This is a genomic window from Vibrio sp. C8, assembly GCF_054051265.1.
Window position 1 is genome coordinate 78,071 of record NZ_JBPAOE010000002.1, and the last position, 12,419, is coordinate 90,489.

At 41.0% G+C, this 12,419-nt stretch carries 13 protein-coding genes; 7 read left to right on the forward strand and 6 right to left on the reverse strand.

What is annotated here, in order from left to right; all coding sequences use genetic code 11:
* Positions 1 to 142: 142 nt before the first annotated feature.
* On the forward strand, positions 143 to 751 hold the full coding sequence (locus tag ACRQQK_RS01250; protein ID WP_457509613.1) for a 2OG-Fe(II) oxygenase: 609 nt from the start codon (positions 143 to 145) through the stop codon (positions 749 to 751).
* 49 nt (positions 752 to 800) lie between these two features.
* Here the strand turns inward: ACRQQK_RS01250 and speG are convergent, their stop codons facing one another.
* Both speG and ACRQQK_RS01260 read right to left on the reverse strand, forming a co-directional pair.
* Positions 801 to 1,325, reverse strand: coding sequence for a spermidine N1-acetyltransferase (speG, locus tag ACRQQK_RS01255; protein ID WP_457509615.1), 525 nt, complete (start codon positions 1,323 to 1,325; stop codon positions 801 to 803).
* 59 nt (positions 1,326 to 1,384) lie between these two features.
* Entirely contained in the window at positions 1,385 to 1,783 is a 399-nt protein-coding gene (locus ACRQQK_RS01260; protein WP_457509617.1) for a DUF2391 family protein, read from the reverse strand.
* 176 nt (positions 1,784 to 1,959) lie between these two features.
* On the opposite strand from ACRQQK_RS01260, the gene ACRQQK_RS01265 reads away from it, so the two are divergent.
* The gene (locus ACRQQK_RS01265) at positions 1,960 to 3,321 is read left to right on the forward strand and encodes a UDP-glucose dehydrogenase family protein (RefSeq protein ID WP_457509619.1); all 1,362 of its coding nucleotides are present in this window, start codon (positions 1,960 to 1,962) and stop codon (positions 3,319 to 3,321) included.
* A gap of 22 nt (positions 3,322 to 3,343) precedes the next feature.
* Here ACRQQK_RS01265 and ACRQQK_RS01270 read toward each other — a convergent pair whose 3' ends face one another.
* From ACRQQK_RS01270 to ACRQQK_RS01280, 3 genes are read right to left on the reverse strand one after another with little or no spacing between them, the layout of a single operon-like run.
* Positions 3,344 to 4,186: a CsgG/HfaB family protein gene (locus ACRQQK_RS01270; RefSeq protein ID WP_188233560.1), complete on the reverse strand. Its 843-nt coding sequence runs from the start codon at positions 4,184 to 4,186 to the stop codon at positions 3,344 to 3,346.
* A gap of 16 nt (positions 4,187 to 4,202) precedes the next feature.
* Complete coding sequence (locus ACRQQK_RS01275; RefSeq protein ID WP_457509622.1) at positions 4,203 to 4,646, reverse strand: curli assembly protein CsgF; 444 nt, start codon at positions 4,644 to 4,646, stop codon at positions 4,203 to 4,205.
* A 22-nt stretch (positions 4,647 to 4,668) separates the two neighbouring features.
* Positions 4,669 to 5,142 (reverse strand): CsgE family curli-type amyloid fiber assembly protein, encoded by a 474-nt coding sequence (locus ACRQQK_RS01280; RefSeq protein ID WP_457509624.1) that lies wholly within the window; start codon positions 5,140 to 5,142, stop codon positions 4,669 to 4,671.
* Positions 5,143 to 5,386: 244 nt separating this feature from the next.
* On the opposite strand from ACRQQK_RS01280, the gene ACRQQK_RS01285 reads away from it, so the two are divergent.
* The 3 genes from ACRQQK_RS01285 to ACRQQK_RS01295 all read left to right on the forward strand — a co-directional run bounded on the left by ACRQQK_RS01285 (position 5,387) and on the right by ACRQQK_RS01295 (position 7,272).
* Entirely contained in the window at positions 5,387 to 6,064 is a 678-nt protein-coding gene (locus tag ACRQQK_RS01285; protein ID WP_457509626.1) for a curlin subunit CsgB, read from the forward strand.
* Positions 6,065 to 6,126: 62 nt separating this feature from the next.
* The gene (locus tag ACRQQK_RS01290; RefSeq protein WP_457509627.1) at positions 6,127 to 6,906 is read left to right on the forward strand and encodes a curlin; all 780 of its coding nucleotides are present in this window, start codon (positions 6,127 to 6,129) and stop codon (positions 6,904 to 6,906) included.
* A 9-nt stretch (positions 6,907 to 6,915) separates the two neighbouring features.
* The gene (locus ACRQQK_RS01295; RefSeq protein WP_457509628.1) at positions 6,916 to 7,272 is read left to right on the forward strand and encodes a hypothetical protein; all 357 of its coding nucleotides are present in this window, start codon (positions 6,916 to 6,918) and stop codon (positions 7,270 to 7,272) included.
* A 435-nt stretch (positions 7,273 to 7,707) separates the two neighbouring features.
* Here the strand turns inward: ACRQQK_RS01295 and malK are convergent, their stop codons facing one another.
* A complete protein-coding gene (gene malK, locus ACRQQK_RS01300) occupies positions 7,708 to 8,832 on the reverse strand; it encodes a maltose/maltodextrin ABC transporter ATP-binding protein MalK (protein WP_188233564.1) in 1,125 nt (374 codons plus the stop codon).
* Between the two features lie 748 nt (positions 8,833 to 9,580).
* Between malK and malE the strand changes: the two genes are divergently transcribed.
* A complete protein-coding gene (malE, locus tag ACRQQK_RS01305) occupies positions 9,581 to 10,762 on the forward strand; it encodes a maltose/maltodextrin ABC transporter substrate-binding protein MalE (RefSeq protein WP_457509630.1) in 1,182 nt (393 codons plus the stop codon).
* Positions 10,763 to 10,836: 74 nt separating this feature from the next.
* Complete coding sequence (gene malF, locus ACRQQK_RS01310; RefSeq protein WP_457509632.1) at positions 10,837 to 12,411, forward strand: maltose ABC transporter permease MalF; 1,575 nt, start codon at positions 10,837 to 10,839, stop codon at positions 12,409 to 12,411.
* Positions 12,412 to 12,419 lie beyond the last annotated feature (8 nt).

A 12,419-nucleotide genomic window follows, 5' to 3' on the forward strand; every position in this document is an offset into this window, starting at 1 on the left:
TAATTTGGGTTTATTACTTAATTGTTTGATTTTAAAATGATTAGTTTAACAATTAATTTTGTTCTTTAAGATTAACATGTTGATTTGCTGTTGAGGTAAAGGCTGGTTATAACGCTTTCTTTTTCCTCGTAGTGAAAAACTTATGGCGCTAGAACAGTTGTTAGATTCCATTGCCGAAAAAGGTTGGTATGTCTGGGATGATTTTCTAACTCTTGAACAAGTTAAGTTACTCAAGAACTGTGCTTCAGATGATTGGCAGCGCGCACGTATTGGTAGAAATGAAGATACTCAACGAGCCAGTGAAATTCGTCGCGACAAAATTCAGTGGCTAGACTCCGACATGGGACAACCAGTACAGGATTACCTAGAGCGAATGGAGTTTATTAGGCGAGAAGTTAATCGGGAGCTGTTCCTCGGGTTGTTCGAATATGAGGCTCATTTTGCAGAGTACGAAGTAGGAGACTTTTACAAAAAGCATTTAGATGCTTTTCGTGGTAATGAAAGTCGTAAATTGACCACCGTTTTTTATATGAATGAAGGTTGGTGTGATGCTAACGGTGGTGAACTGAAAGTCTATGACCTCAACGATCAAATTATTCAAACCATTGCTCCTATTGCTGGACGGCTAGTTGTGTTCCTGTCAGAGCAATTTCCACATGAGGTACTTCCTGCTTACGCTAAACGCTATAGTATTGCTGGTTGGTTTCGAACCAATGGTGTCAGCGAAAATCGGTTTGATATTCTCTCCTAAGTAAAAAAAAACAGGCTTTGCCTGTTTTTTCATCCTTAACATTCCGCGCCTAACTTCGAGTTTGTTTCAGATATTGGGGTTGCAGTATATACATGCGCTTTACATCTCGATATTGCCCGTTGATAAAAAATTCTTCGACCAAGTGCCCTTCTTCAATAAATCCGCACTGTTCATACAAATGAAGAGCTTTTTCATTCTCAGTCGCCACATGCAAGTAAATTTTGTGAAGATTCAAAATAGTGAATGAGTAATCTAACGCTTTGTTGATTAGCGTGTTTGCGTACCCTTTCCCTTGGTGTTCTGGGGTAATAATGATCTGAAATTCAGCACTACGGTGAATGTAGTCAATCTCAATAATTTCAACCAAACCAATTAGGGATTTGTTCTCATCTTCAACAACAAATCGTCTTTCTGCGTTATCGTGAATGTGTTTGTTGTAAAGCTCTTCTAGTTCATCAAAAGACTCATACGGCTCTTCGAACCAATAAGACATGATGTTTCTGTTGTTGTTTAAATTATGGATAAATCTAAGATCGCCACGTTCTAACGCTCGAAGAGATAAATTCTGTTTCATGTTGATGTCTCTTACAGGTGATACGGTTTTATATCATTGTTTTATTACAGTTTAGTCTTCTATTCTTTGTCAAAACTGTCTACCACAATCGCGCCCATGGAGGCGGGCATAGTGATTACTATGATACGCTTGAACGCTAATATAGGGTCATCGATGATGGGTAATTTGTTCAAGGCAAATAACACCAAACCAACCACTAAAGCAGCAAGCAAATAAGCGATAGCAATGCGAAAAATAAAAACAGAAATTCGATGTTGAATGTTTCGCTGAAACACACTTTGATAGGCGAATACGCCCAGAAAACACAAAGAAAGGCTCATTAGAAACAGCAAGTTGGTTGTTGGTAATGTGGTACCCAGTTGCCATGCCTCTTCTGAGAAGGAAATGGGAACGGCCAATGCAAAAGCTCCCACACACACTTGGCTGGCATCTTCCATATTGAAGCTAAAATTTTTCATTCAAACTCCTTCTGTTTTAACTAACTGTACGCTTTGCCTAGCGTTTGTCCATTGGGATTTTTTACAACAGTCGGAAATTGCTTAACTTTTGTCATTGTACTGCCCTGAAAACGTAACGGCTCTGACACATCGGCATTAAATACTGATGTCAATGCAGAAGAAGAGCGGACAATTGAATGAAAGTAACCATCTTTGGCACTGGATATGTTGGTTTGGTTCAGGCAGCAGTGTTGAGTGGCGTAGGGCACAATGTATGTTGTGTGGATGTTGATGCTGAAAAAATTAGCAAACTGCAAAAAGGTGAGATTACTATTTATGAGCCTGGGCTAGAGCAACTCGTTCACAATAATCTTACAGCCGGACATTTATGCTTTACCTCTTCAGCAAAAGAAGGAATTGAGTTTTCTGACGTAGTATTTATCGCTGTTGGAACACCACAAGATGAAGACGGTTCAGCAGATCTCCGCTATGTATTGGATGTTGCGAAAACAATTGCAACATTTTCTTGCCACAGAAAAATAGTCATTAATAAATCTACGGTCCCCGTGGGTACAGCGTACCAAGTGAATAATGTATTACGGTTGACTAGAGAACATTTAGGTTTACCACCAATACATTTCTCAGTGGTATCCAATCCTGAATTTCTCAAAGAGGGAAGTGCAGTAACTGACTGTATGCGTCCAGACAGAATTGTGATTGGACTTGATGAACAGGACAGATATTTTACAGAAGTGAAAGATCTGATGAGAGAGCTGTATGCGCCTTTTAATCGCAATCACGAAAAAATTCTGTTTATGACAGTGAAATCGGCGGAACTCACCAAGTATGCTGCTAACTGTATGTTAGCGACCAAAATTAGTTTCATGAACGAAATCGCTAACATTGCAGATAAGTTGGGCGCGGATATTGAACAGGTACGCAAAGGCATCGGTAGCGATGAAAGAATAGGCTATCACTTTATTTATCCTGGTTGCGGCTATGGCGGTTCTTGTTTTCCCAAAGATGTTCAAGCTTTGATTCGTTCATCGGAGAACATTGGTTATGAAAGTGAGATTCTGAAAGCGGTTGAGAACACCAACTATCACCAAAAAAGAAAGCTCTTTGAGCAAATCTGTGTTCACTTTGGAGGGGCGCATAATCTAAAAGGGAGAACGTTCGCTCTGTGGGGGCTAGCCTTTAAACCTAAAACTGATGATATGCGAGAAGCTCCTAGCCGTGCACTGATGGAAGCCTTGTGGTCAGCTGGTGCTATGGTACAAGCCTATGATCCAAAAGCGATGGAAGAAACTCAAAGGCTGTACTCTTTGCGTAACGACCTTTTACTGATGGGTACCAAAGAAGTCACATTAAAAGGTGCAGATGCTTTGATTATTTGCACAGAATGGCAGAACTTTAAGGCGCCTGACTTCAGCTTAATTTTTTCAGAGTTAAGTGAACCAGTAATATTTGATGGGAGAAATCTTTTCGAGCCACAAAGAATGGCTGCAAGGGGATTTACCTATTGGTCTATTGGAAGGAAGGTTGCCCGCCCAGATTAATAAAGGCGGGCAGAGGACTGCTTTAGAGAATCGTTGTGCTCTCTTGCATATAGCGTTTCAAGATAGGGCTTTCCATTTGCTTTTTGTCCGCTGGTTCCCAGAGACCTTTCTGAATGCCATCGATGATCATATGTATTACAGCGGAATCGATGGCTGACATTACCGCTATGTTGACGGGTTCGTTATTGGTATAACCTGACTCCAATTCAAGCAAATCTTGGTATGCAATGTAACGGAAAGCACTACCACTTAAAGCGTGAGAAAAAATGGTTTTGCTGGTAGTGACGCTGAGTAAAATCTGACCAGTTCGAACATCTACGGCTCGTAGGTTGACGGTCACTTGATCCATGCGATATTCGCCATAAGTTGCAAGTCCGAAATAGCCGATACCATGACCACCACTTTTCAAGTCGGACTCATAGCCAATGATGCCGCCTTCAATGACTAAGTTCGCTGATTTTAACGCAGGTAAATCATCGCCAATGTTTACTGGGGCTTCATCTTTCTTTTGCGCTGCACGAATGATTTTTCGCTCCGTAAGTAAGTTTTGTAAACCTTCACGCTCTAAAGGCAAAAACCATTTCGAATCCAATAAAGAAGAAGTCAGCATAGAAGTGCCTCCTTGGGGTACCGCTGTTGCAAAGGTACTTGAAGGGTAGTCTTTGTACTGACCTGTTTGGTCGCGGAAATCATACACGGAAACCATAATCTTCCCTTTAGGAAGAGGTAGACTAATAAGATCTTTGTATATCGCCCCTCTTGGCGCTAGTGTCGGATATTCTTCCGCATCAGGAGTATCCATAAAGTTTGAGCACCCTGTAAGTGAGAGCACTAGAGCCACTGCTAGGCAAAGTCCTTTTTTCATTTTTTATCTTCCTGAACTATAAACCTGTAACTTCGATTGTGGTGGATTCACCAGTCGTCTTATCGAAAACGGTGATGGTTAAAAATCCATCATTATCGGTGATGGTTAATGTGTAATCGTCCGTTTCTAAACTTCCAGGTTCTCCGCTGGAAATTAACTGGCCTAACAGCCGAGATTGTAATGAAGAAAGCAGTGACGATACCGATGATCTATCGTTGTTTGCTCTATCTGGATCTTCATAGTCGTTAATGGCTTCTGCTCTGGCAAACAAGTGTGAAGTGTTCAGTGGGTTGCCACCGAACGTAGGATTTATGGGTTTGTAAGTCAGTTTGGATGCAAATGTTGGAGCCGCTATAAAGTTGCAGATGATTAGGCTGAGACTGATCACCAGTCCTTTCTTGAACCCAAAATTTGATTTTTCAGGTTGAGAATGCCGCTTAGTAACACCCAGAGTTTTCATATTTTTCCCTTATAAGCATTTGTTATAATTCGTCATGTGCAAGATCGAATGTGTCGGAATACATCCGTTGTATTCGCCACTTGGTTAAATAGTCTTGTACTATTCTTACAGCTTTTGCCGCCTGTTCTTTTGACTCTTTCATTTTGGGAGAAAGACTGGTGCGAAAAACCACTTTTTGCGAATGCCAAATAGTCATAATTGTTCCAAACTTGGCCGTCGTTTTTTCAGTTATTGTTAAATTCTCTTCTAAGTTTTCTTCACTCTCGTTGAGTTGTTGTGCGAACTCTGAATAAAACATGCTCCCAATTCGGGTCATCGTCCTATCTATGATGAGGCCATTGACTTCATCCAGAGAGTCATGCTGTACATCTTCTAGTTGCTGTGTGTCTTCTATGGGAGCTTGAGCTCCTGCATTCTCTTTTGCATGCAAACAAGATGTTTGTAACGAGAAAAGCATGAATAAAACTGTGAGAAAGCTATTAATTCTAAACGTCATGTTCGAATCTTATAGAAATGATTGAGACGAATTAATAATAAGATTTAATTTCCATTAATTGTATAAACCAAAGTATTAGAATTGAACAAATAAAATAGTCTATTTGTATTTGTTGTTACATGAGATTAACAACCAAAAAATTAAAAAATAATTACCAAATTTAATTTAAAGTTGATGGTTTAAAATCTTTGCTACCTCTAACCTAATTAACGAGAACACGGTGTTCTCTCGTGAAGGAGGAATTATGTCCATCCGGAATAATGCCTGCTTCAGTATGCTTGTGATGGGTATCGTTTTGTATTTGGCAATGTCGAACCTAGCTTGGGCGAACAATGATCTACAAGGTCAGAGTTATTATCAGTCTGAGAGTAATCATGGAGGTGAGAGTCGTCACCATGATCACTCTAAAAATAGAAGACATACTCATGCAGGTGAGTTCGGTTACGATTTGGATTTAAGTGAATTCAATGAGTTAGAAGCTATTTCGACCAGTGATAATTATGCTGAAGTTGTCTTGGAAAACTCGATATTAGGAAATGTTTATATCGAGCAGGGAAGTCAGATTGCAGGTAACAAAGCGAAAGTAATCCAGTCAGACAGCGTAGGGAGTGAGGCTGGAATTTGGCAATATGGCGGGGATAATACTGCTTTAATTACTCAGACAGGTAAGTTTAATGAAGCTTACATAGCACAGTATGGTTATGGAAATAACGCTTGGATTAATCAAGCTGGAAATAACAATACCGCGGCTATTATCCAGTATGGATATGGAAGTTCTTTGAGTATTAATCAAACAGGCAATAATAACCAAGCCATTATTGTTGATAACGGTGGTTCTAATTATGGCATCAGTCAAAATGGTAATGACTATGTTGCCATAATTGGGGGCTATGGTATCGATGTGTATGTTACTCAAAATTAATCAACAGCACATTTAGATACTTGTCTATTCAAATGTAACAATATGATATAAAGGAAATTGTCATGAAAACTAAATTGGCATTAGTAATTGCAGCAACGTTAACTTCAACAACTGTGTTAGCAAATAATACAGCAGACGTAAATATGTTTATGACTTCAGAATCTGACGTCACGGTATTCCAACAGTCGCCAGATGAAGGGAACACGGCGGACATTAAATCCTTCTTTGTAGAAGACTCTTCTCTATCAATTTCTCAAGTAGGCGGTGAAAACGACGCTCAAATTTTAGCTGTAGGAGTGGACAACGGAGATTTCAGCATCAATCAAACTGGCGACCTCAACGAAGCTCTAATCAAGACTGATAACAGTTTCTGGGATAACTACTCTTACGATAACGACACTGTTTCTATTACTCAGAATGGTGAGAGCAATAACTCTAAAGTGTTGCTTCAGGGTGGTACAGATGATGCTAATGTTGAACTTAACGTCGTTGGTACACTAAACGAAACTAGTGTTGTGCTGAACAGAGGTGATGGCAGTATTGTTACTGGCGCTGTCGATGGTAATAATAACATGGCTGATGTTTACGTTGATGATAGCTTCGACAATACGATTGCCTTTGAACAAACTGGCGACTCCAACACCATCGATGTTGATGTAACTGGATGGAGTGACAACAACAATCTTGACATCACACAAACCAGTTCAAATGCAACTGCTAATGTAGCTGTCTACTGGGGAAGTACAGAAAACACTATCAACGTTACTCAAACATATGGTGATGTTGCGAATGTAAATGTGGGTGCAAGCACAAATAACGTCGTTACAGTTACTCAATACTAACAGATTACTATGTTAGTACGTTATCTAGCGGCGCTTTGCGCCGCTTTTCTCATTTCATTGAGTGCGATAGCAATGGATAGTTCATCATTGAGCTTTTACGGTGGGGCGCTTCAATTTGAATGCTCTCAGGACGCGCAACGAGTAAAGCTTACCGCGAAAACGGCCAAGCAATTCGCTGCAAAAATCGTGGCAAGTACCTCTTCCGGTAACAAAATGAGTTATGGATTCTCTAATCGCAGTGCTTTGAGTTTGGGCTTTGGTGTTAATGATTTGCCCATTCGTATTGAAGTGATTAGTGAAAGTGAAGGAACTGAATCCTTTACGCTTGAAGCGGGATGTCAATTGAAATCAAATATGTCCTCTTAACATCTAGCAACCATAAATGAATTTACTCATTCGATATGAGTTGTAACGAAGCTATTTAGTCATTCATTTATGGATATCCCAATAGCACTATTACATTGGATAATCGAGATGAACACACTTGAACATACATTGCAGGGCGTTGGTGCTGGCTTGATAACTCTTTCGGTGTTTCTTGAAATCAATCTGTCAGTTAACGCTTCACAATTGGTAGAGCTAATAAAGTCAGTTATGTAATCGTTGAATCTAACCTTATTAGGTAGTCGTCGACGGATGATAAGACTGTTGATGGGGACGGTTGAGCGTTAAAGCGCAGCTTTGTCTATTAGTAGGCTTGTTGTATTACATATTCATTATCCAATTCGCTCTACATGCAAAAAAAACGTCCTCTAAACGATTAGTTAAGAGGACGCTTAATAGTTCTTTCTTTAATGCATTTTATGCTTCTGGAAGCTCAACGCCTTTTTCTTTAAACAGACGGCGGCATGCGCGGCCATCACTGTGGAACAGGTGACAACGGTGCGCTGGAATACCAATCGACAGCACATCGTCCGTTTCAACATCTAGCGTATCTGGCTGGCGGTAGATCACATCTGAATCTGAGCCTTTAAGGTTCATGTAAACCTGGGTTTCATTCCCCAGTTTCTCAACCATCATCACTTTACCTTCAATGACAGCATCGCCTTCACTTGCCGTGAGCAAGTGTTCTGGACGAACACCTAAAGACATTCTCTCTCCGCGGTTTACGGTTGTGCCGTCTACAGGAATCCAGAATGTTGTGCCATTAGAAAGTTGCACCATTACTCGCTCTTTCTCTACAGCTTCAATGAATACACTCATAAAGTTCATTTTTGGTGAGCCGATGAAGCCTGCGACAAAACGGTTTCTAGGGTAGTGGTAAAGCTCAAGAGGTTGACCTACTTGTGATACATAACCAGCATCAAGTACAACAATTTTGTCAGCCATTGTCATTGCTTCTACTTGGTCATGGGTAACATAAATCATGGTGCAACCCAATTTGCGTTGCAGTTTGGTGATTTCAGAGCGCATTTGTACGCGAAGTGCTGCATCTAGGTTTGATAAAGGTTCATCAAGCAGGAACACGTTAGGTTGAGACACCAAAGTACGACCGATGGCAACACGCTGACGTTGACCGCCTGACAGCGCTTTTGGCTGGCGGTCGAGCAAATGTGTCAACTGCAGAATATCCGCAGCATGATCAACACGCTTATGGATCTCTTCTTTACTAGCTTTTGCCAGTTTCAAGCCAAAAGACATGTTGTCATATAGGTTTAGGTGAGGGTAAAGAGCGTAAGATTGGAACACCATACCCACACCGCGTTTAGAAGGTTCAACATCGTTCATGCGTTGGTCACCGATGTACAAGTCACCGGATGTGATGTCTTCTAGTCCTGCAATGCAGCGAAGTAGCGTCGATTTACCACAACCAGATGGACCTACGAATACAACGAATTCGCCTTCTTGAATGTCTAAATCAACATTCTTAGAAATAACTACATCGCCATAAGCTTTACAAACATTTTTTAACGTGACATTCGACATCTAGCTCGTCCTCGATCAACACTTTTTAATTACTATTGCCATCATTGTACGACATTGTTTTGTGCAATGAACTACTAGCAATAATAGTAGGAATACATTTAAGTTTATGATTTCTCGACTTTGAGAAGAATCATTTAAGTGGCTAATAATTTGGTGTAATCCCAATTCGCTATTAGCCTTTATCGGTAAGAAAAGAAAGGGTGATGTATTTTAGTAATATTTGGGTAAACGCTGCTCGAAATCATACATCACCCCTCATGGCCAAAACTAGACACTTACTCAATGCAAATATGTGTTCCCCCCGGAACGACGAACTTGCGTCGTATGCACATTTGCGTAAGCACTCTAACCGGCAATGTAAACACCTAATGTTCGGTGCCAATAAAAGACTCTTACCATCCACTTTGGACGGGGTTAGTTTCTAAGATGTGAACCTATTTGACATCCTCCTAGTCCTCTTTTTTGTGGGGGTAGTAGACAGGGATGAGTAGGAGGAGGGGGAATAGGGCGTAGTTAGATCAAGCTCAAATAATTGATGCTTTTGAAGTTGAGGTTGCTCACAACAAAACACCTTTTTGTGATCTTCATCTACCACTCGTGGCGATGTAGATCACGAAAATAGTCCATAATAGCTAGGGCGTAGTGCGCAGGAGGATGAGTCCTAGTCTGTTTTTTCTGATGATATGTGCCGAAATACGGCAAAACCTCTTGGTTAGCCCTACAACATAAATATTAAAAGGATATGAACATGAAAAACGCCCTAAGTACCGTAGCACTTAGCACATTAGTTGCTCTTGGTTCGTTTGGAGCTCACGCTGCAATCGAAGAAGGTCAATTGACTATCTGGATTAACGGAGACAAAGGCTACAATGGATTGGCTGAAGTTGGTAAGAAATTTGAAGAAGACACGGGTATTAAAGTAACTGTTGCACACCCAGATGCGCTTCAAGATAAGTTCCCTCAAACCGCTTCAACTGGTGACGGTCCAGATATTGTATTTTGGGCACACGACCGTTTTGGTGGTTATGCTGAAGCAGGTTTACTGGCAGAAGTTAAACCATCTCAACAAGTTAAAGATGGCATTATCGATTTCGCTTGGGATGCGGTTAACTACAATGGCAAGCTCATTGGTTACCCAATCGCAGTAGAATCACTATCTCTTATCTACAACAAAGATCTTGTTCCAAACCCACCAAAATCTTGGGAAGAAGTAGCACAGTTAAACGCTGAGCTTAAGAAACAAGGCAAATCTGCAATCATGTGGAACCTAAAAGAACCGTACTTCACTTGGCCTCTAATGGCTGCTGATGGCGGTTACGCATTTAAATACACAGCTCAAGGTTATGACATTAAAGATGCTGGTATCGCGAATAAAGGTGTTTCGGATGCAATGAACTTTGTTAAAGGTCTTGTTGATAAAGGCGTAATTTCTTCTGATATGGATTACTCAGTTTCTGAAGCTGAATTCAACAAAGGCAATACTGCAATGACAATCAATGGTCCTTGGTCATGGGGCAACATTGAGAAGTCTGGTATCAACTACGGTGTGACTACTCTGCCTAAATTTAATGGTCACTCATCGAAACCGTTCGTTGGTGTACTAACTGCAGGTATCAGTACGGCATCTCCTAACAAAGACTTAGCAGTAGAGTTCATCGAGAACTACCTACTAACTAACGACGGTCTACGTAAGATGAATGATGACAAGCCACTAGGTGCAGTTGCTTTGAACTCATTCCAACAAGAATTGGGTAATGACCCTCGCATTGCGGCGACAATGGACAACGCAATGAACGGTGAAATTATGCCAAACATCCCACAAATGAATGCTTTCTGGGGTGCAGCTAAGAACGCAATCGTCAACATCGTTGATGGCCGTCAAACTGTAGATGCAGCACTTGCAGATGCAGAAAAGCAAATGGTTAAGTAATTTTTTAGTTCTACTTTTGGGGAGGGGGTAACTCCTCCTTATTTTCTCAGTTTATTTCGCTAGCAGGTTGTACTATGCAGTCAGTTCAAGGTTCAGAAGCGATGCCGACACCATCAACACCGTCATCTTCTAATAAGCGTGCACTACTTAAGTGGGCAGCGTTAGGGGTTGTTGGTGTGGTCAATGGTTATGCATCCATTCTTATGTATTCGCGCGGTGAGTCTGCCTTTGCGTTACTTACTCTCTTTCTTACCGCATTAGCACTCTATATTTTTGGCAGTAAGAAAACTTACGCCCACCGCTATATTTATCCAGGTGTCGCTGGGATGATTCTCTTCATCCTTTTCCCTTTGGCGTACACCGTTAACTTGGCCTTCACTAACTATAGCGCTAAGAACCAGCTTACTTTAGAACGTGCTCAATCTGTGTTGATGGATAGAACGTTCCAAAGTGGTCAAAGCTACTCATTTGACCTGTATGAGACCGACTCAGGTTTTCAAATTACGATTCAAGATGGCGATACTCAATATGTGACGGAAGCATTTTCGTTAAATTCTGCAAGTCGTGAGTTAAACCTTAGCCCTGCCGAACAACCGGTATCAGGTAAAAAAGCACCGATTAAAACCATCATTAGTAATCGCTCTGCTTTGAGTGAATTCGACCTCCATTTCCCTGATGGTAATGACATTCGTATGAGCGGCTTGCGTAAGTTCGCAGCGGTATTACCTCTATACAAAATGCAAGAAGATGGCGTTACTCTGACTAACCAAGAAACTGGTGAAGTACTGCGTCCGAACAAGGATGTAGGTTTCTACCAGACTGTAGATGAGAGTGGTCAGTTTGTTGGCTCAACGGTATCACCAGGTTTTGTTGTCTCCATCGGTACTCATAATTTTGAGCGTGTATGGAAAGATGATGGTATTAAAGAACCCTTTATCAGCATCTTTATTTGGACGGTTATTTTCTCTTTATTGACTGTAGTTTTCACTTTGCTTATCGGTTTAGTGCTTGCAAGTGTTGTGCAGTGGGAAGCTTTGAAAGGTAGAGCTATTTACCGAGTTTTATTAATTCTTCCATACGCGGTACCTGCATTCATTTCGATTCTGATTTTTAAAGGTTTGTTTAACCAAAGCTTCGGTGAAATCAATATGGTACTAGAAGCGATGTTTGGTATCAGTCCGTCTTGGTTCTCAGATCCGATACTTGCCAAAACTATGGTGTTGATAGTTAACACATGGCTAGGTTTCCCTTACATGATGATCTTGTGTATGGGTCTACTAAAAGCAATACCAGATGATTTATACGAAGCGTCGGCAATTGATGGTTCAAACTTTATGAGCAACTTCACTCGCATTACATTGCCTTTGATGATTAAGCCAATGACGCCGCTTTTGATTGCGAGTTTTGCTTTTAACTTCAATAACTTTGTGATGATTCAACTATTAACGCAAGGTGGTCCGAATATGATTGGTACTTCAGAGCCAGCGGGTTATACCGACCTACTGGTAAGTTATACCTACCGTATCGCGTTTGAAGGTGGTGGCGGTCAAGATTTCGGTCTGGCAAGTGCAATCGCAACACTGATCTTCTTGTTAGTGGGTGGTTTAGCACTACTCAACCTTCGTTTCACTAAGCTAGAACAAGATTAAGGAGTCGC